This window comes from Microbispora sp. CSR-4 (assembly GCF_008033685.1).
Taxonomy (GTDB): Bacteria; Actinomycetota; Actinomycetes; order Streptosporangiales; family Streptosporangiaceae; genus Microbispora.
Map to the genome: position 1 here is coordinate 80,946 of NZ_VJVX01000030.1, position 18,881 is coordinate 99,826.

The 18,881-nt window shown below is 70.1% G+C and carries 11 protein-coding genes, 1 tRNA gene and 1 pseudogene; 4 read left to right on the top strand and 9 right to left on the bottom strand.

The window, feature by feature from the left end; all coding sequences use genetic code 11:
* The 3 genes from tmk to topA form a co-directional block, all read right to left on the bottom strand.
* On the bottom strand, positions 1-2,064 hold the full coding sequence (tmk, locus tag FLV34_RS22300; RefSeq protein ID WP_142651889.1) for a dTMP kinase: 2,064 nt from the start codon (positions 2,062-2,064) through the stop codon (positions 1-3).
* A 289-nt stretch (positions 2,065-2,353) separates the two neighbouring features.
* Positions 2,354-3,688, bottom strand: coding sequence for a metallophosphoesterase (locus FLV34_RS22305; protein ID WP_147943973.1), 1,335 nt, complete (start codon positions 3,686-3,688; stop codon positions 2,354-2,356).
* 503 nt (positions 3,689-4,191) lie between these two features.
* Positions 4,192-6,867 (bottom strand): type I DNA topoisomerase, encoded by a 2,676-nt coding sequence (gene topA, locus FLV34_RS22310; RefSeq protein WP_260617532.1) that lies wholly within the window; start codon positions 6,865-6,867, stop codon positions 4,192-4,194.
* A 268-nt stretch (positions 6,868-7,135) separates the two neighbouring features.
* On the opposite strand from topA, the gene FLV34_RS22315 reads away from it, so the two are divergent.
* Positions 7,136-7,321, top strand: a complete 186-nt coding sequence (locus FLV34_RS22315) for a DUF5703 family protein (RefSeq protein ID WP_030507892.1) — start codon at positions 7,136-7,138, stop codon at positions 7,319-7,321.
* Positions 7,322-7,654: 333 nt separating this feature from the next.
* On the opposite strand, the gene FLV34_RS22320 is transcribed toward FLV34_RS22315, so the two are convergent.
* The 3 genes from FLV34_RS22320 to FLV34_RS22330 form a co-directional block, all read right to left on the bottom strand.
* Positions 7,655-9,745, bottom strand: a complete 2,091-nt coding sequence (locus FLV34_RS22320) for a chaplin (protein ID WP_147943966.1) — start codon at positions 9,743-9,745, stop codon at positions 7,655-7,657.
* 206 nt (positions 9,746-9,951) lie between these two features.
* The gene (locus FLV34_RS22325) at positions 9,952-10,578 is read right to left on the bottom strand and encodes a hypothetical protein (protein ID WP_142651892.1); all 627 of its coding nucleotides are present in this window, start codon (positions 10,576-10,578) and stop codon (positions 9,952-9,954) included.
* Positions 10,579-10,687: 109 nt separating this feature from the next.
* Positions 10,688-11,983, bottom strand: a complete 1,296-nt coding sequence (locus tag FLV34_RS22330; protein WP_147943967.1) for a M20/M25/M40 family metallo-hydrolase — start codon at positions 11,981-11,983, stop codon at positions 10,688-10,690.
* Positions 11,984-12,195: 212 nt separating this feature from the next.
* On the opposite strand from FLV34_RS22330, the gene FLV34_RS22335 reads away from it, so the two are divergent.
* Positions 12,196-12,281 (top strand) — tRNA-Leu (locus FLV34_RS22335).
* A 684-nt stretch (positions 12,282-12,965) separates the two neighbouring features.
* Here FLV34_RS22335 and FLV34_RS43425 read toward each other — a convergent pair.
* From FLV34_RS43425 to FLV34_RS22350, 3 genes and pseudogenes are all read right to left on the bottom strand, one after another.
* Positions 12,966-13,913 (bottom strand): annotated as a pseudogene (locus FLV34_RS43425) (recombinase family protein); the annotation flags it as partial.
* 246 nt (positions 13,914-14,159) lie between these two features.
* Positions 14,160-15,191, bottom strand: a complete 1,032-nt coding sequence (locus FLV34_RS22345; protein WP_222709583.1) for a site-specific DNA-methyltransferase — start codon at positions 15,189-15,191, stop codon at positions 14,160-14,162.
* Positions 15,188-15,703, bottom strand: a complete 516-nt coding sequence (locus FLV34_RS22350) for an XF1762 family protein (RefSeq protein ID WP_147943968.1) — start codon at positions 15,701-15,703, stop codon at positions 15,188-15,190. The genes FLV34_RS22345 and FLV34_RS22350 overlap by 4 nt, the downstream gene beginning before the upstream one ends.
* Positions 15,704-15,987: 284 nt before the next feature.
* Between FLV34_RS22350 and FLV34_RS42615 the strand changes: the two genes are divergently transcribed.
* Positions 15,988-17,187 carry a hypothetical protein gene (locus tag FLV34_RS42615; protein WP_261985862.1) on the top strand — a complete coding sequence of 400 codons (1,200 nt, stop codon included), beginning with the start codon at positions 15,988-15,990 and terminating at the stop codon, positions 17,185-17,187.
* 278 nt (positions 17,188-17,465) lie between these two features.
* On the top strand, positions 17,466-18,881 hold a 1,416-nt coding region (locus tag FLV34_RS22360), incomplete at its 3' end, for a conjugal transfer protein TrbL family protein (RefSeq protein WP_369074159.1).

The following is an 18,881-nucleotide window of genomic DNA, read 5'->3' on the forward strand; positions in this document are numbered from 1 at the left end:
CTACCCGAAGTCGCGGATGGCGGGCATCGTGCCGGTGGCCTCCTCGGCCTCCTGCGGCACCGGGTCAGGGAGGATCTCCCGCACCCGGTCCTGGATCAGGCGCGTCACCTCCCGCTGGTCCAGCGTGCCGTCCACCACGAGATAGCGGTCGGGGTCGGCCGCCGCCAGCGCCCGGAACTCGCGCCGCACCCGCTCGTGGAACTCCAGCGGCTCGGCCTCGATGCGGTCGGCGGGCGAGGCCATCCGCCGCAGCCCGACGGCGGGCGGCACGTCGATCAGCACGGTCAGGTCGGGGACGAGGCCGCCCGTCGCCCACCTGTTGATCCTCGCGACGTCCTCCGGGTCGAGCGACCGCCCGGCGCCCTGGTAGGCGAGCGACGAGTCCACGTACCTGTCGGAGATCACCGTCGAGCCGCGCCGCAGGGCGGGCCTGATGACCTTCTCCACGTGTTCGGCCCGGTCGGCGGCGTACAGCATCGCCTCGGCCCGTGGAGACAGGCCCTGATGGGCGGCGTCGAGCAGGATCGCCCGCAACCGCATGCCGACCTTGGTCGAGCCCGGCTCGCGGGTCTGCACGACGTCGAAGCCCTGATCACGCAGCCAGATCGCGAGCAGCCGCGACTGGGTGGTCTTGCCAGAGCCCTCGCCGCCTTCGAACGCGATGAACAGACCACGCTCGGGGTCCGTCTCCTCCGGCTCGAACCGCTGCCCGCGCAGGGCGGTCAGCAGGTCGACCGTGATGGGGATTCCCGGCCGGTCGTCCATGTGCCGCAGCGCGACCACCCCGACGGCGACCGCCAGCAGCGCGCCCAGCAGCAGCACGAGGTTGGTGCCGTCGAAGTGGTAGCTGATCCCGGCGAGCCCGAGGTCGTGCGTGCCGAACAGCGCGGCCAGCGTCGATGCCACCGCCACGACCAGCAGCAGCACCACCCGGGCGAGCGACTGCAGGAAGGAGAACGTGCGGCCGCGCAGCCCGTCCTCCACCTCCAGGCCGATCACGGTGTAGCCGATGATCCAGGCGATGCCGGCGCAGGCGCCCAGCACGACGGTCAGCACGACCACGATCACCAGGTTCTGGATCAGCGCGACGGCGGCCAGCGTCAGCCCCGCGAGCACGATCGACAACCCGAACAGCCGCCGCCTCGACAGGCCCTTCAGCAGCCGCAGGCCGAAGAACATGCCGAACGCCATGCCGAGGAAGACGGCGCAGAACACCGCGCCGTAGCCCGCGTCACCGCCGCCCAGGGTCTGCACGTACGCCTTGGCGACGCCGATGACGGCGCCCCCGGCGGCGAACGCCCCGAGCATGCCGATGATCAGGCCGCGTACGACGCGGTTGCCGCCGACGAACCGCCACCCTTCGGTGATCTGCCGCAGCACCGAGGGTGTGGACACGTGCCTGGTGTGGTTGTTCGGAATCGCCCGCAGCGTGAAGACCATCACGGCGGAGGCGAGATAGGCCAGCGCGTTGGCGTACAGCGCCACGCTGGTGGCCGCGACGTCGAACGAGGGCGCGGCGGCCGAGATCGTCGTGACCACGCCCGACACGATCGCGAACAGCGCCGCCGCCACGGGAGCGGTGCCGTACGTCACCAGGAGGTTGAGCTGGTTGGCCTCCTCCAGCCGCTCCTTGGGCACGAGGTTGGGCACCGTCGCGTCCTTGGCGGGCACCCAGAAGAGGTTCACGCACTCGACCAGGAACGTCGCGATGATCACCCACTGGTAGTTGCCGACCAGTGGGATCGACAGCACCACCGCGAACCTGGCGAGGTCGGCGACGACCATCGTCAGCCTGCGGTCGAACCGGTCGGCGACCGCTCCCGCGAGCGGGCCGAGCAGGATCGCGGGCAACATCTTGGCGACGAAGACGCCGCCGATGGCGAGGCTCTGCGCCTGGAAACCGGACCCCGCGGTCAGGTTTCCGGCCAGAGCGGTCAGCGCGATGATGTTGAGCCAGTCACCGAGGCTGCACGTCGCCATCGCCGTCCACAGCCTGCGGAACGACGCGTTCGCCAGCACGTGCGGCTGCTTGCGTCGCGCGGCGGCCCGGCCAGGGGTGCTCATGATGTCAGCGTATCCAGGTGCTCGCTGGGCTTGGGATGCGGACGAGCGGGCCGCTGGGGCCTGCCCGTCGCCTGAGGGTATTACGTCCGCCTCGTCCTCGCTGTCGAGATGGGCCCAATGCTCTATCCGGTTCCACTTCCGATGCCCCGGCGCGGTCAGCCGGGCAGCTCAACGAGAGGACGCCAACCCCGTGATCGGTCCCGCTTCCGCGGATCCGGCGCGGCCGGTCGGCAGCTCGGCGAGGCGGCCCCAACGATCTGTCCGCTGCCGCCTCCGGGGTCCGGCGCGGTCAGGCGTGTAGCTCGATGAGGGTGATCTCGGGGGGCGCGCCCACGCGGACCGGCGGCCCCCAGAAGCCCGCCCCTCGTGTCACGTACACCTGGGTCTGGCCGCCGCCCGTGCGCGGCACGCTCGCCAGCCCCGACACCACGGGCTGCTGCAGCGGAACGAGCAGGTTGAACGGCGCCATCTGGCCACCGTGGGTGTGCCCGGACAGCTGGAGATCGACGCCGTGCGCGGCGGCCTGCGTCACCTGGACGGGCTGATGGGCCATGAGCACCACGGGCCGGTTCGCGTCGCGGCCTCCGAGCGCCTTGTCGAGATCCGGGCCGTCGCCGGACGGCACGCCGTTGAGGTCGTTGACGCCCGCGAGGTCAAGCACGGCTCCCCCGTGCCGGATCTCGACCCGCTCGTTGCGCAGCGGCCGGACGCCCAGCGAGCGCAACTCCTCGATCCATTCCTGGGGGCCCTCGGCGGTGTAGTACTCGTGATTGCCGGTCACGAAATATGCGCCATAGCGGGATTCGAGGGACTTGAGCGGCGTGGCCACATGACCGAGCTCGGCGACCGTGCCGTCCACCAGGTCGCCCACGATCGTCACCGCGTCGGCCTCCAGGCCGTTGATCATCCGGACGATTCGCTCGGTGTGCCCCCGGCCGGTCAGCGGGCCGAGATGGATGTCGCTGACGACCGCGATGCGCAGCCCGCTCATCCGGGGATCGAGCCGGGGCAGGCGGATCGGCACCCGCTCGATCACCGGATCGCCGAGGGCCTCGCTCACGCCATAGCCGACGGTCGCGAGCGCTCCCACGGCCACGACCGCGGAGGCCGTACGGGAGATGAACAGCCGCCGGTCGAGCGCCGGCGGGTCCGCCTCGACCCCCTCCGCCACCGGCCTGCCGGTCGTGGCCGTGCCCTGAGCGGTGGCGCCTCCCCCTGCCGCCGCACCGGCGAGGACCACCTCGTCCACCGGCGCCGCCAGGACCGCCTCGTCCACGGGTGCCGCCTCTCCATCGGCCCGCTCGGCCGGAACGGCGGCTTCGGCCGTACGGCGGCGCCTGGACACGACGAACGTCGCGACCGCCCGGGGCACCTCCATCACCAGGCCCAACACGAACAGGTAGAACATGACGGCCAGCCACAGATAACCGGGCCAGGCCACGACCCGCTCCACGTCCATGCCGAGGCCGAGCCGGCTCCCGCCGAAGGTCACCACCATCAGGGCGGCGAGGACCACGAGCCCCCACGTCAGCACCCGGCGCGAAAGTGATCCCGGCGTCGTCGACGCCCTGACCAGCCTCCGCCACAGGTAGGCGTGCACGACCACGACGGCCACCAGAATCATGCCCACGAACCCCACGAGAACTCCCCTCGACCGGCGGCGATCAAGGGCCGGCTGACGACGATGCTATGAGCTCGCAGCGACAGCCGCGTCCGTTGTCCACAGCCGGGCTCCATCTGTGGACAACTCGCGAAGCCCCGCCGGGGCAGGCCACCGCGCCTGTGACGGTCCCTGGGCAGGCCACCGCCTGCGGGAAGGGCGCGCGCGGCCTCGTCCAGGCAGGACACCCCGCCCGGGACCTCGCCCGGGACCTCGCCCGGGCGGGGAACCTCACACCGCGCTCAGGGCAGTGCCATCACGCGCGAGCGCACCTGAGCGGGGCGCCCGCCACCGCGCCCGGGCAACCCACCCCGCTCACCACGGCACGTGCGACGGCATCAGCCACCGCACGTGCCACCGCAGCAGAGAACGCGCGAACCGCGCCCCTGATAGGAGCGCGGTTCGCGGTGACAGGCGACCGGCGAAGACCCTCGGTCAGTGGAGAACCGGGATCAGTGGAAAACCGGTCAGGACTTCGCTGCGGGCTTCTTCGTGGTGGTCCTGGCCCGGGTCGTGCGCTTGGGGGCAGGTGCCCGCTCCCGCCGTTCGGCCAGCAGCTCCGCCGCCCGCTCCAGCGTGATGTCCTCGACCGTGTCGCCCTTGCGCAGGGACGCGTTGGTCTCGCCGTCGGTGACGTACGGACCGAAGCGGCCCTCCTTCACCACGACCGGCTTCTTGGAGTTCGGGTCCTCGCCCAGCTCACGAAGGGGCGGCGCGGCGGCGGCACGGCCACGCCCGCGGGCCTTCGGCTGTGCGAACAGCTCCTTGGCCTGCTCGATCGTGATCGTCAGCAGGTCCTCCTCGGACGGCAGCGACCGCGAGTCGGTGCCCTTCTTGATGTAGGGCCCGAACTTGCCGTTCTGCGCGGTCACCTCCTCGCCGTCGATCTCGCCGACGACCCGCGGAAGCTGGAGCAGCTTCAGCGCCTGCTCCAGCGTGATCGTGTCCAGGTCCATCGACTTGAACAGCGAGCTGGTCCGCGGCTTGGGAGCGTCCGCCTTCTTCGTCCGCTTCTTGCCGTCCTCCGGCGCCGGCTCCTCGGGCAGAATCTCCGTGACGTACGGGCCATAACGGCCGTCCTTGGCCACGATCTTCCGGCCGGTCGCGGGGTCGACGCCCAGCTCGCGGTCGCCGCTCGGACGCGAGAACAGCTCCTCGGCCTTCTCGGCGGTCAGCTCGTCCGGCGCCATGTCCTCCGGGATGTTCACCCGGGCGCCGTCGCGGTCGAGGTAGGGCCCGTAGCGGCCGACCCTGATCACGATGTCCGTCCCCTTGATCGGGAACGAGCTGATCTCCTTGGCGTCGATCTCGTTGAGGTCGGTGACCATCTCCTTCAGGCCCTCGTCGCCGTCCTCGCCGCCGAAGTAGAAGCGGCGCAGCTCGGGCACCCGCTCGGCGCGGTTGTTGGCGATGTCGTCGAGGACCTTCTCCATCTCGGCCGTGAAGTCGTAGTCGACCAGGTTGCCGAAGTGCTGTTCGAGCAGGTTGACCACGGCGAACGCCAGGAACGACGGCACCAGGGCGGTGCCCTTCTTGAACACGTAGCCCCGGTCGAGGATCGTTCCGATGATCGACGCGTACGTCGACGGACGCCCGATCTCCCGGTCTTCCAGCTCCTTGACCAGCGACGCCTCGGTGTAGCGCGCGGGCGGCTTGGTCGAGTGCCCGAGCGCGCTCAGCTCGGCCGCCGTGAGCCGGTCGCCCTCGGCCAGCGCGGGCAGGCGCTTCTCCGAGTCGTCCCGGTCGGTCGAGGGGTCGTCCGCGCCCTCGACGTACGCCTTGAGGAAGCCGTGGAAGGTGATCGTCCGGCCGGTGGCGCTGAACTCGACGTTCTCTCCGGCGCTGGACGTGCCGCCGACCTTGACCGACACCGACTCGCCGACGGCGTCCTTCATCTGGGACGCGACCGTACGCTGCCAGATCAGCTCGTACAGCCGGAACATGTCCCCGGACAGGCCGGTCTCGCCCGGCGTGCGGAACTCCTCGCCGGACGGCCGGATGGCCTCGTGCGCCTCCTGGGCGTTCTTCACCTTGCTGGTGTATACGCGCGGCTTGTCCGGCACGTACGCCGAGCCGTACAGCTTGATCGCCTGGCTGCGGGCGGCGGCGACGGCGGTCTCCGACAGCGTGATGCTGTCGGTTCGCATGTAGGTGATGTAGCCGTTCTCGTAGAGCCGCTGGGCCACCTGCATCGTGTATTTGGCGGAGAAGCCCAGCTTGCGGCTCGCCTCCTGCTGCAGCGTGGTCGTCCGGAACGGCGCGTACGGCTTGCGCGTGTACGGCTTGCGCTCGACCGACCGCACGGCGTAATCCACGCCCTCCAGCCGGCCGGCGAGGGCCGTCGCGGCGGCCTCGTCGAGGTGGAGGACGTCGGAGCTCTTCAGCTTGCCGGTGGAGGCGAAGTCGCGGCCCTGGGCCACGCGCCTGCCGTCCACGCCGGTCAGCGTCGCGGAGAACGTCCGGGGGTCGTCGCCCGCCCGGCCGGTGTCGAACAGCGCCTGGAGATCCCAGTAGTTGGCGGCCGTGAACGCCATCCGCTCGCGCTCGCGCTCCACCACCAGCCGGGTCGCGACCGACTGAACACGACCGGCGGAAAGCCGCGGCTTGACCTTCTTCCACAGGACCGGGCTGACCTCGTAGCCGTACAGGCGGTCGAGGATGCGCCGGGTCTCCTGGGCGTCGACCAGACGGAGGTTCAGGTCACGGGGGTTGGAGACCGCGTCCCTGATCGCGTGCGGGGTGATCTCGTGGAACACCATGCGGTGCACGGGGATCTTGGGCTTCAGCACCTCGCGGAGGTGCCACGCGATGGCCTCGCCCTCCCGGTCCTCGTCGGTCGCGAGGTAGAGCTCGTCGGCTTCCTTGAGGAGCTGCTTGAGCTTGGACACCTGCGACTTCTTGTCCGGGTTAACGACGTAGAGCGGCTCGAACTCGTGGTCGACGTTCACCCCGAGGCGGGCCCAGGCCTCCTCCTTGTACTTCTCCGGGATGTCATCGGCCTTCTCCGGAAGATCGCGGATGTGGCCGATGCTCGACTCGACGATGTAGCCGCGCCCGAGGTACCCGGCGATCGTCTTCGCCTTCGCGGGCGATTCCACGATCACCAGGCGGGTTCCGCCGGCGTTGCCGTTGTTGGCTGGCACGCTGCTTCCTACCTCGCTGTCCGCTGTCATTCCCCGTGCTGCCGGGCTTCGTACTCCCGGCTCATGACACCCTCGTCGTCCGGGCCGGAGGCTCCTACCCCCTGGGGGCGCCGACGAGGCGCCGCTTTGAAGGTACCTGCCGCCGCACGTTCCTCCCCCTCGGGCTACCCGGTTATGTCCGGGAATGTAACCCGCCTGGCGCTGTTATCCACGGAGACGCAGAATAGAGCCCAACGAGTTCCCTAGCACGCCCCGGAGACCAATGGCAGTGCTCGACTACTCCTATCTGGACCTGTATCTCCCTCGGGACACCCCTCGCGAGGCGGCGAGGCAGATGCTCACGGAGCATGCCGAGCACGGAGATTGGGAGCTGGAGCGGTTACGCCTTTATCCCGACGGCAGCAGGCGCGTCCGGCTGCGTCGGAAGATCATACGGGCCGCACGGACCATGTGACCCCAGGTGCCGCGGACGCCACGGTCAAAACGGCTTTGCTCATCCGCAATCTCGTTGCAGTCATGGCCGTAAGTGCTCCCATCTGTCTTGAAACAGTACCGGACAAAAGGGCTTTGCCCGCCCCGGGCCGCGCCCCCGGAACGGGCAAAGCGATCATGCCTCCTCCACTGGTGGTGGGGGGCGTCCTGGTCGCCCGCGCCGGAAGCGTCTGGCAGACGCTCCCCGGCGCGGGCGAGTGATATCCCTCGCCTCCGTCAGCCGCGCGCCGCCCGATCACTTCCGTACGGCCGTCGCCGCCGGAGGCGTTCCGAGCCGTCACGCGCGGCCGTACGACTACTTGCGGCCGAACCGGAAGCGGCGGGTGACGGCGAACAGGCTCGCCGAGGCGGCGAACATGGCGCCGAGGGCCAGAGCGAGGAGCGACGCCGGGTTCATCCCGGTCAGGCCGACGGGCTGCTCGGCGCTCATCAGGTTGAGCGGCAGCAGGCCGTCGGTGCTCTTGCCGAGGTCGCCGGTCGGGAGGCCGCGCGTCGCGTCCTCCAGCGTCTTGGCGGCGGGCAGCGAGCGGGTCGCGCCGTCGAGCGTGCCGCCGACCTTGGAGACGGCCGCGGGGGTGCTGCCGGCCTTCTTGCCCTTGGCGTCGGAGACGACGGGCAGGCTCGGCGTCTCCGGCAGGCCCAGCATGTTCGGCAGGTCGCCGACGACGGGAGCGGTCGGGGTGGCGGCGGCGCTCATCGGCTGCACCGTCTGCTTGCCCGACAGCACCGACGCGCCCGGCATGGCGGGCATGACCCCGGCGCGGGCGGCCTTGTGCTGCGGGAAGCCCCCGGAGCCGTGACGCTTCCAGCCGCCGCCCACCTGGGCGCCGCCAAGGCACCCCGCGGCGGCGTCGCCGAGCACGGCCACCGAGTTGCCGCAGATGTTGATCGGAGCGGTGATCGGGGCGACGATCTGGTTGCCCGCGAGGATCCCGTGCCGGCCCGAGGTGATGTTGCCGCCCGCCCCGGCGCCGCCGCCGAGGACCGAGGCGCCGCCCTGGCAGCCCGCGTGGGACTTGCCGATGACGGCCACCGCGTTGCCGCAGACGTTGATCGGAGCGGTGATCGGCGCGACGACCTGGTTGCCGCCCAGGATCGAGCCGTGGCCGGACGTGACGTTGCCGCCCGCGCCCCGGACGCCGTGCTTGCTCCAGCCGCCGACGATCGTCGCGCCGCCGCGGCAGCCCGCGAAGGCGTCGCCCGCGATCGCGATGGCGTTGCCGCAGACGTTGATCGGCACCGTGATCGGCGCGACGACCTGGTTGCCGCCCCCGATGCTGTGCACACCGCTGGTGCGGTTGCCGCCCGCGCCTCCGCCGGACCAGCCGCCGTGGCCGCCCTTGCCCCAGTGACCGCCCTTGCCCCCGTGGCCGTGGCCGCCCTTGCAGCTGCCCGAGCCGTTGCCGCAGACGTCGATCGGCGTGATGATCGGCGAGATCACCTGGGTGCCGCCGCCCACGGCGTAGCGGCCGTCGGTGTCGTGGCCGGTCGATCCGGGACGGTTCCAGTGACCGCCTCCCTTGTGACCGCCCCCGTTGTGACCGCCCCCGTTGTGACCGCCCCCGTTGTGACCGCCGTACCCGCCGTGGCCGTGGCCGCCCTTGCCTCCGTGGCCGTGACCACCCTTGCCCCCGTGGCCGCCCTTGCCGCCGGAGCCGCCCACGGACGAGCCGCCGGTGCAGCCCGAGAACGCCTTGCCGATGGCCGCGACGGAGTTGCCGCAGACGTTGATCGGAGCCGTGATCGGCGCGACGACCTGGTTGCCGCCCAGGATCGAGCCGTGTCCGCTGGTGCGGTTGCCGCCGGCGCGGACGACGTCACGGCCGCCGCCGACGAAGGCGCCGCCGCGGCATCCGGCGGTGGCGTTGCCGAAGACGGCGATCGAGTTGCCGCACAGGTTGATCGGAGCGGTGATCGGCGCGACGACCTGGTTGCCGCCCCCGATGCTGTGCACACCGCTGGTGCGGTTGCCGCCCGCGTTACCGCGCCGTCCCGGGCTCTTGACGGCCGCGCCGCCACGGCAGCTCGCGTCCGACTTGCCGATGACCGACACCGCGTTGCCGCAGGCGTTGACCGGGATGTTGATCGGCGCTTCGACCTGGTTGCCGCCGAGGATGCTGCCCGCTCCGGAGGTCTTGTTCTCTCCGGCGCCCACGCCCGCGCCCTGCACGACCGCGCCGCCCTGGGAGGAGGCCCGTGACTGGCCGATGACGGCCACCGCGTTGCCGCTGATGTCGATCGGCAGGGTCACCGGTATGTCGATCTGGTTGCCGCCGAGCACCGAGTGACTGCCGTCGGTGTCGGCGAGAGCCGTACCGCTGCCAAGGGCCATGACGCCGACGGCCAGAAACGCCGCGGAGGTCGAGCCCTTCGCCCACGTTCGCATGATGAATGCTCCTAGTGGTTTTTCTTAGGGGGTTACCTGACAGCTCGTGACGCGAGTCCGGGCCGCATGAGCACAGCGGAGCCGTAGGACGGTCACGAGGATGGGAAATTCCGCGTCACCCGCGGGAGCCTGCCGCCCGGGCACCACGAGCGAGGGCAGGCGGTGGCACCGGTCGCCGTACGACGGGGACCGGCGCTGAAGCGGGATCAGTCAGGAGAGAAAGACGGGTCGTCCGCCGCTGTGCGGACAACCGGGGGAACAACCGCCGCCAGAGGGGCGGGCAGCTTGGTGAAGCGCGGTTCGAACACTTCCCGCGCGACATCCCCGAACAGGATGCTTCCACCGCTCGACTGCGGGACCAGGCCCTGGTCTGCGGGCGCGTGGTCCGCGGTGGAGGGTGGGGGGAGCAGCGGCTTCGACTGGCTGGTGAGCCCGTCGACCGTGCGCCCCGCCATCGCCTCGGCGTTCACCGAGACGTCGTGCGCCACCGTGGGGAAACCGTCGGTGATCTTCCCGTGGGACCCGGCCCCGCCCGGCGAGGGCGGCAGACCGAGATCCGGACCTGAGAGACGATCGGGAAGAACCGACCCGGCGACGTCATGTGAGGGTGTGGTCCCGGCCACGGACATCGCCGTGCCGAAGACACCGAAGAACAGGCCGAGCAGCCATCCGGCGGCGATCAGCCCGCCGACGACCAACAGGCGACCCAGACGGGAGCCGGCCGCGAACCGCGCCATCCGGCCCCGCTTCGCAGAGCCGGGAGACGTGACGCGCACGCCGGGAACGGCGGAGGGCGAGCCCGCCCTGCGCTGTTCCTGCGACGTGCGCGTCACGCGACCTCCCCAAACCGCTGAGTCAACAGTCCGCCGGGCCTATCCGGTGCGGATCAACCCCCAACGGAGAGTTACTGTAGCGGCACGGCACGTGATCGCAAGAGCTTTCTCAGCAGTATTCGAGGAAACGGTCAAGGACCCGGACGCCAAACCGGAGAGAATCAACCGGAACCCGCTCGTCGACGCCATGGAACATCCCGGAGAAGTCCAAGTCTTCGGGAAGCCGCAGCGGCGCGAAGCCGTACCCGCTGATGCCGAGGCGACTGAACGCCTTGAGGTCGGTGCCGCCGCTCAGCGTGTACGGCACGGCCCGCGAGCCGGGGTCCTCCTCCTGCAGCGCGTCGGCCATCGCCTTGACCAGCGTGCCCTTGAAGGGGGTCTCGACCGCCACGTCGTGATAGACGAACTCCCTGGTCACGTTGGGCCCGAGCAGCTCGTCGACGGTCTGGAGGAACTCGTCCTCATAGCCCGGCAGGAACCTGCCGTCCACGTGCGCGGTCGCGATCTGGGGGATCACGTTCGCCTTGTATCCGGACTGCAGCATGGTCGGGTTGGTCGTGTTGCGGAGGGTGGCGCCGATCATCCGGGCGAGCGGCCCGAGCGTGGCCACCGCCGCCTCCGCGTCCTCCGCCTTGACCTCCTTGCCGAAGACCTCCTCGAAGAACGCCTGCACCGTGGGGGTGAGGCGCACCGGCCACTTGTGACGGCCGATCCGGCCGACCGCCTCGGCGAGCTCGGTCACGGCGTTGTCGTCGTTGAGCATCGAGCCGTGCCCGGCCCTGCCCCTGGCGGTCAGGCGCATCCAGGCGATGCCCTTCTCCGCCGCCTCGATCAGGTAGAGCCGGCCCTTCTCGGTGGTCACGCTGAAGCCGCCCACCTCGCCGATGGCCTCGGTGCAGCCCTCGAAGACCTCCGGATGCCGCTGCGCCAGCCACTGGGCGCCGTAGTGGCCCCCGGCCTCCTCGTCGGCGGTGAAGACGAGGACGACATCCCTGGGCGGCCTGCGCCCCTCGCTCAGGCGCCGCCGTACGACGGCGAGGATCATCGCGTCCATGTCCTTCATGTCGACCGCGCCGCGGCCCCAGACACAGCCGTCGGCGATCTCGCCGCTCAGCGGGTGGTGGGTCCAGTCGGCCGCGTCGAACGGCACGACGTCCAGATGGCCGTGGAGAACGAGGGCGTCCCTGCTCGGGTCGGCGCCCTCGACGCGGGCGACCACGTTCGCCCGCCCGCGGTCGGATTCGAGGATCCGCGGCTCCAGGCCGACCTCCGCCAGCTTGCCGGCCACGTATTCCGCGGCCTCGCGTTCCCCGGGCCCCGCGTTGTCCCCCGCGTTGACCGAGTCGATGCGGATCAGGTCGCGGCACAGCTCCGCGACCTCGTCCTCCCCGTAGCGTGGGGTCATTACGCCTCCTCCTGCCGGGCAGGCCCATGCGGGGACCGGCCCGCCTTTCCCGTCGTACGGCTCGCGCCTCCATCCTGCCGCCGTACAGGGGTGACGTTCACCCCCGGGCTCCCGGGAACCGCGCCGGAGCGGATTCCCGGTATGAAGCAGGGCGCAGAGAGTGCTAACCTGTATCAGCCGACGCGGGATGACGATCCTGCGTGAGGCACCACGTCCGGGTGGCGGAATAGGCAGACGCGCTAGCTTGAGGTGCTAGTGCCCAGTGATGGGCATGGGGGTTCAAGTCCCCCCTCGGACACGTACTCTGGTACATGCTGGGCCTGGCCTCAACTGCGACCACTCTCTCCAGGGGGTCGTAGACGAGGTGCAGGCCCATCTGCGTATAGAGGTCGTTCCGGTCGGCAGGGTCCGCCTTCTTGATGACCTTGGCCATCTCGGCCAACCGAGGGATCATCTCTGCGATCTCCTTTTCACTGATCTCCCTCTTCCTGGTAATGGCCCGTAGCTGGCCCTCTGCCTTCAGCCGCTCGGCTCGGGTCTCGGCCATCCACTTGCCGATCTCCTGGGGGTCTCCACCCGCGTCCAGAGTCGTCCGGTAGCGGGCCATCCGACGGTCGCAGTCATCGATGGTCCGCTTGGCTGTATCGATGGCGACGCGGTCTGCCTCGCTGTTCTGGACATCGAGCAGGGTCTCGACCGTCCGCTGAAGGTTGGCTGGTGTGAAGATCCGGCAGAGCCAGGGGTCCAACTCGTCGAGGATCTGGTCCTCCCGGACATAGACCGTGCGCGGGTGGTCGATCTTGTTGGCCACCGCGTATTCGGTCGGGAACTTGCACCGGTAGTGCGGCCTGCCGTTGTTCCAGCTGCCTTCCATCCGCCGCGTGCAGACGCAGCAGTACAGCAGGCCGCGGAGCACGTACGGACGCGGTGTCCTGCGCGGCTTCCGCTCCGTCGCGGGCCGCTCCTCCGCGGACAGCAGAGCCTGGGCCCGCTCGAACGTCTCGATGTCCACGATCGGCTCGTGCACAATCTTCTCGGACCAGACCCACTGGCTGGCGGGATTCCACTTGAGCTTGGTGATGTGTCCCTGCGTGACGTCGTGCACGTCCAGCAGCTCTTCCTGCTTGCGCTGCTTGTTCCAGACCTGGCGGCCGGTGTAGCGGGGGTTGAGGAGAATGGCCCGTACCGCCGACTTCGACCAGGCGATCCCGCTGCGATGGCGGTTTCTGGCCCGGTCGTAGGCGGAGGGGCACGGGATGCCCTCCTTGGTGAGCCCTTCGGCGATCAGGTAGAGCCCTTTACCGTGGAGGAACTCCCAGAAAATTCGGCCCACGATGGGAGCGGTCGCCGGGTCGGGCTCCAACCGGCGTAGGCGCTTGCCGTCGGCGGCCTTGCTCGGATTGGGATGCGGCCCGACGTCCACGAGGCGGTAGCCGTACGGCGGGCGGCCCCCGAGGAAGCGCCCCTCGATCTTGGCCTGTGCCTCCATGGTGGTGCGGACGCGCATCTTGATCCGGTTGCGCTCGCCCTTGCTGATCCCGCCGAACATCAACATGATCAGCTCGTGAGCCTCGTTGGTCGGGTCGATCGGTCCGCCGACCTCCGGCACCCACAGGGGCACTCCGTAGTGGTTGAAGAGCTCGAAGGTGTTGCCGAACTGGTTGCCGTAGAAGGCTCGCTGGGGCTCACCGACCACGACGGCGTCGAACCCCCGGTTGGGGTTGCGCAGCTCGTCGAGCAGGATCGCGGCCTGCGGCCTACGCTGCGGCGGGATCGATCGCGACTTGTCGATGTCGAAGAACTCCGCGACGATCACGCCGCCGCGTGGCTCGATCAGTGCGCGTGACCGGGACAGCTGCCAGTTCCGCGACGAGGCGGGATCCTGGTTGTCCTCCGTGGACACTCGCCCCCAGAAGGCGAACGGGATCATTCAGCATTCCTCTCTTCCCGCTGACGCTTGGTCAGCTCCGCGTGGCTTTTCAGAAGGATGCGCAGGAGCACTCGCGCCGCCCCTGCGGTCAGCTGTGGCGTTTCGGCGGGCAACACCACGGTGACGACGCGCCTGCTCTTGGCCCCGGTCGTCCGCGATCTGGGCTTCTTCTCGCGGTCGGCCGGGCCTGCAGGGTACGCCTGGAGAGCCGATTCCGGAGGCCCTGAGCAGGCCCTTTGTGGCTGTTCAGTCACCCTCGCCTCCTGCCGGGATTGCCGCGCCGGCGGCAGCGAGGAGCCGGGTCCGGGCGAGCTGGCAGTAGTCGGCGTTGAGCTCGATGCCGGCGAACTTCCGCCCGAGTTGCCGCGCGGCAATGCCGGTGGTGCCGCTGCCGGTGAACGGGTCCAGCACGGTGCCGCCGGGGCGGCAGCCGGCGGCAATGGCCCTGAGCGGGATGTCGATCGGGAATGCCGCGAAGTGCGCCGCCCGCAGCGGCCGGGTCGGGATCGACCAGACGTCGCCAGGGTTCCTGCCGTTGGGGTGTGCGGCGGCATGCCGCGCACCCGTGGGCCGCATCGCAACGCCGTGGCGGGTACCGGCCGAGTCCTCGCCGTCGCTGCCGTACTTGCCGGGCGGCGGCCAGGCCGTCGTGATGCTGTTCGCCTTGCTCCCCCCGGAGCGTGCCCGTCTGGTGATCGGGCGGTCGCCGGTGTAGGGCTGACGGACCGGATCGAGGTCGAACCAGTACCGCTGCTGCTTGACGAGCAGGAAGATCAGCTCGTACCGGTTGGACATCCGGTCGCGGACGGACTGCGGCATCGCATTGGGCTTGCTCCACACGATGGCGTTGCGGAGGATCCAGCCGTCCTCCTGGAGGGCGAAGGCGACCCGCCACGGCATGCCGAGCAGGTTCTTCGGCGGCACGACCAGCCGCGCCTTAGGCCGCACCTCGGGCTGCCGGATGTTGTAGTCCTTGCCCCGCGCCCAGCCGTCGGAGTTGGCCGCGTAGCAGTCCCCCAGGTTCAGCCAGCAGGTGCCGTCGTCGGCGAGCACCCGGCGGGCCTCGGCGAAGGTGGCCCGGAGGTTCTCCACGTACGCCTCCGGCGTGGGCTCCTGCCCGTACTGGCCCTCGCAGTAGTTCCTGAGACCCCAGTAGGGCGGGCTGGTGACGATGCAGTCCACCGAACCGTCCGCCATCTCGGCCAGCACCTCGCGCGCGTCCCCGTGGTAGATCGCCGCATGCTCGTCGCGCCAGTACGGCTCACGCAGCCCGCTCATCGGCGGCCTCCGACGGCCCGGATCGCCCACAGGACGCGGGTGACGTCGTCGGCTCGGCTGATGGCTTGCCACCCGAGGGGCCTGGGGACGATGCGGAAGCCGGCGTCCCACAAGTGGGTGCCAGGTTCGTCGATGCGGGTGTAGGCGATCAGGCGCCGGTAACCCATCTCGCGGACCAGGGGCCAGGCGGCACCGAGCAGCATTTGGCTGGCGTCGGATGTGCCGTCGGTGGCCAGGGCGAGGACCTCGGCGGTGTCGCCGTCGTCGAACACCCAGGCGGTGGGCCAGCCGATGAGCGCGACACCAACGAGCGTGCCGTCACCGCTCTGGGCACCGAGAGCGAACGCGGCACCGGCCGACGCAGCGGGGTCATGCCGGGTCCAGGCGATGAATGCCCGCGCGGTCTGAATCGGCACCGGTGAAATCACCAGCCGCTGATTCTCCAGACGCTCCGGACTGTTCAGGCCCTCGCACTCGTTTGCGATTGTCTTCTTGTCATTCCTGCTTTCCATCGTCTAGTCGGGACACGTTTCTCCGGATGTGTGCGCCATCGGTCCGCAGGACGGTCCGAGGCACATGACCAGGGATAGCCAACATCTCAGAGAACCCTCAGAGAGCGATCCCTCAGAGCAGACCCTGAGCCGGGAGGCGCCAAATCTGAACAACTCAGAGGTCCCGAGCGGCGGGTTATGCGGAAACTCTGCGGCGAAACTCTGAATCAGCTATGAGCAAATTCTGAGGCGGTGCGTAGACCAGTTTCCGAGACCAACGAATTCCTCTCGGACTGGAGCAAGACATGAGCACCGATCCCGTCACCGGTTCCCCGCTGGACACCGCGGAGACCTCGTTCCGGCTGCTGACCACAGGGCCGGGCGCGCTGTCCCTGAACTGCACCACGCTCGCCCCCGCCCTCCCCAGAGGCGAGGTGAACCTCGCGGAGCTGCGGATGCTGCTCACCAGCCGGCATGTCAGCGACGAGACGCGTGACGCCGTCTGGCGGGAGCTGGTGACGCGAGCACGGGTGCGTAAGGGAGCGTGGACGGTCGCCGCCGTCGGCATGGCGATGCCCATCCTGCGCATGATCGCCGCGGCGCTCACCCGGGACCTTCCCTACGGGGACCCGGCCGACGTCGACTCCGAGATCCTGGGCGGCTACCTGCGTGCCCTGCGCCGCCTGGACCTGGACACCGCGGACGTACGGTCTCGGCTGTGCCAGGCAGCGCGGTGCGCGGGCGAGCGTGCCATCCGGCACATCGTCTCGGCGGCCGAGCGGCGGCAACCGCCGGAGGAGTCTCCTCCCCGCCAACGTCCCCTGCCCTGTCCTGAGCTGGTGCTGGCCGACTCGGTGGCCCTTGGCGTGCTCAGCGAGCAGGACGCCGAACTGATCCTCCTGACCCGGCTGGGCGGCATGCCGCTGCGGCAACCGTCCCCCACGACTCCCCCTCCCCCTGCTTCCTCAGCCGATGAGGAAGCGCCTACGGCTTCCGCGCGGAGCCAGGGAACTCCGGATGCAGCAACCGCAACCGACCCGAAGGGAGGCAGGGACACCACCCCTGGCTCCGCGCGGATTTCCTCCCGTCCCCGGTCTTCTGCCATTCGCGGCACTGCCCCGGCCGCTCGCCGCTGGAATGTGCTGCCGTACCGGCGGCTGCGGCAGTGGGCGGCACGGATCGGTTTCCGTGTCCTGCCGATGCTGGCCGGCGCGGTGCCGTTCGTTGCCGCCGCGGCGACCAGCGCCCTGGCCTCGTCGGTCATCGCCGCTCCGTCGGACCTGAACACGGTCTTCACCAACCTGCGGAACTGGCTGATCGGCCTGCTGGCGACGCTGGCCACGCTGATGCTGACCCTCGGCGGGCTCCGCTACCTGGTGGCGGGCGGTGATCCCGGCGAGGTCCAGAAGGCCAAGGCGGCGTTGAAGGCTGCCGCCTTCGGCTACGCGCTGGCCGTCCTGGCCCCGCTGTTCGTGAGCATCCTCAAGCGCGTCGTAGGCGGGTGAGCCCCATGACCCCGATTCGCGAGAAGCTCACGGCGACGTTCCGCCACCGGCTGCGTACGGCAGCCGCACGCGCCCGAAACTCCATGCCGGCTGGCAGTGCGGCAATGTGCCCGGCTGGGGCCGCACCACGAGCGGCAATCCGCGTCGTTGCCGTTGCCGGTGTGGTTGTCGGTGTCTGCGCTGTCGTGATCGTCACGGCGGCCTCGGCTCACGCGACGCCGATGCCTCTGCCATCTCCTGTTCCTGGGGCGTCCCCGCCCGCTCCCGGTGAGCTGCCGGTGCCGGAGGGAACGGGGATCGGCTTCGGCATCGGGGACTGGATCACCGGTCAGATCAACTCCTGGTTCGCCAGCCTGGTGTACCTGGCGATCAAGCCGTTGCTGGACCTGCTGGCGGTGACGCTGCTGGCCACCCCGGACGTGTCCGGCAGCGGCCGGGTCTTCGACCTGTGGAAGGCGACCGCCGCGATCGCCAACACCGGGTTCGTCCTGCTGGCGACCGTCGGTGCGATCAGCGCGATGGGCTACCAGACGGTGCAGACGCGGTATGCGGTCAAGGAGGTCCTGCCCCGGCTGTTCATCGCCGCCCTGGCCGCCAACGCCAGCTTCCTGCTGTGCGGGAAGGTCATCGAGATCGCCAATGCCCTGTCCAAGGCCCTGCTCGGGCAGGACTTCGACGGTCGCCGCGCCGCCGCCACCCTCCAGACGCTGATCATCGCGCCGAGCGCCTCGCAGCAGATCTTCTACGTCCTGCTCGCCCTGGTCGCGGTCGTCCTGCTGCTGCTGTTGCTGATCACGTTCGTCATGCGGGTGGCGCTGGTGCTGTTGCTGACGGTCGCCTCGCCGCTCGCGCTGGCCTGCCTGGCCCTGCCGTACACCGAGGGGCTGGCCCGGTTCTGGTGGCGGGCCTTCACCGGGCTCCTGCTCATCCAGGTCACCCAGTCGCTCACGCTCGTCCTGGCGGTGCGGATCTTCTTCAACCAGGACGGCCGACTGCTGCTCGGCATCGTCCCGACCGGCCAGCTCGTCAACCTGGTGCTCGCCCTGTGCCTGCTGATCATCTTGATCCGCATCCCTGGCTGGATCTCCCGCCGGATCTTCGCCGGGGTCGGCGGCCACTCGATGATCGGCCGGATGGTCAAGTACGCCTTGGCCTACAAGCTCACCTCGCCCGTCCTGGCCGCCCTGCACCTCCGCCCGGGTGGACGCCGGAGCAGCACGCCTCGGGTCGCCGGGCACGTGGCTGCCGCCCATGCGATGGCCGGGAGAACGATGGCCAGCCGAGCGCTTCCGGCGCTCGCCGCCGGTCCTGCTGGTACGGCTGCCGCTGCCGGCGCGACTGCCCTGACCGGGACCGCCGCCTCCGCGGCCCGAGGTGGGCCCGGTCCTGCCAAGCACGCGCCCGTGGCCGCCCGCCGCCCGATGAATCCGGCGGATTGGGAGGCCGCCCCTGTCAAGCACGCTCCGTCCGCTCCTGCTGTCCAGGGCAAGTACCGGAGGCCGCCGCGGCCGTCCGGTCCGGTTCCCCCGACGACGCCGGTATACGGGTATCCGCGCGAGACCTACTACGCCAACGGCCCGGCCGGGCTGGCCCAGATGTACCGGCTCCGCACCCAGAACAGCCCATCACGGCCTGCCCGCCCACCGGTCCCGCCGGTGATGTTCCGGCCTCCCGTCTACCCCTCGCAGGGCGTC

Excerpts from the sequence above, each read along its gene's own strand:
- tmk (WP_142651889.1), bottom strand. The coding sequence starts at position 2,064 with ATGAGCACCCCTGGCCGGGCCGCCGCGCGACGCAAGCAGCCGCACGTG.
- FLV34_RS22305 (WP_147943973.1), bottom strand. The coding sequence starts at position 3,688 with ATGATTCTGGTGGCCGTCGTGGTCGTGCACGCCTACCTGTGGCGGAGG.
- FLV34_RS22320 (WP_147943966.1), bottom strand. The coding sequence starts at position 9,745 with ATGCGAACGTGGGCGAAGGGCTCGACCTCCGCGGCGTTTCTGGCCGTC.
- FLV34_RS22330 (WP_147943967.1), bottom strand. The coding sequence starts at position 11,983 with ATGACCCCACGCTACGGGGAGGACGAGGTCGCGGAGCTGTGCCGCGAC.
- FLV34_RS22345 (WP_222709583.1), bottom strand. The coding sequence starts at position 15,191 with ATGAGCGGGCTGCGTGAGCCGTACTGGCGCGACGAGCATGCGGCGATC.
- FLV34_RS22350 (WP_147943968.1), bottom strand. The coding sequence starts at position 15,703 with ATGGAAAGCAGGAATGACAAGAAGACAATCGCAAACGAGTGCGAGGGC.
- FLV34_RS42615 (WP_261985862.1), top strand. The coding sequence starts at position 15,988 with ATGAGCACCGATCCCGTCACCGGTTCCCCGCTGGACACCGCGGAGACC.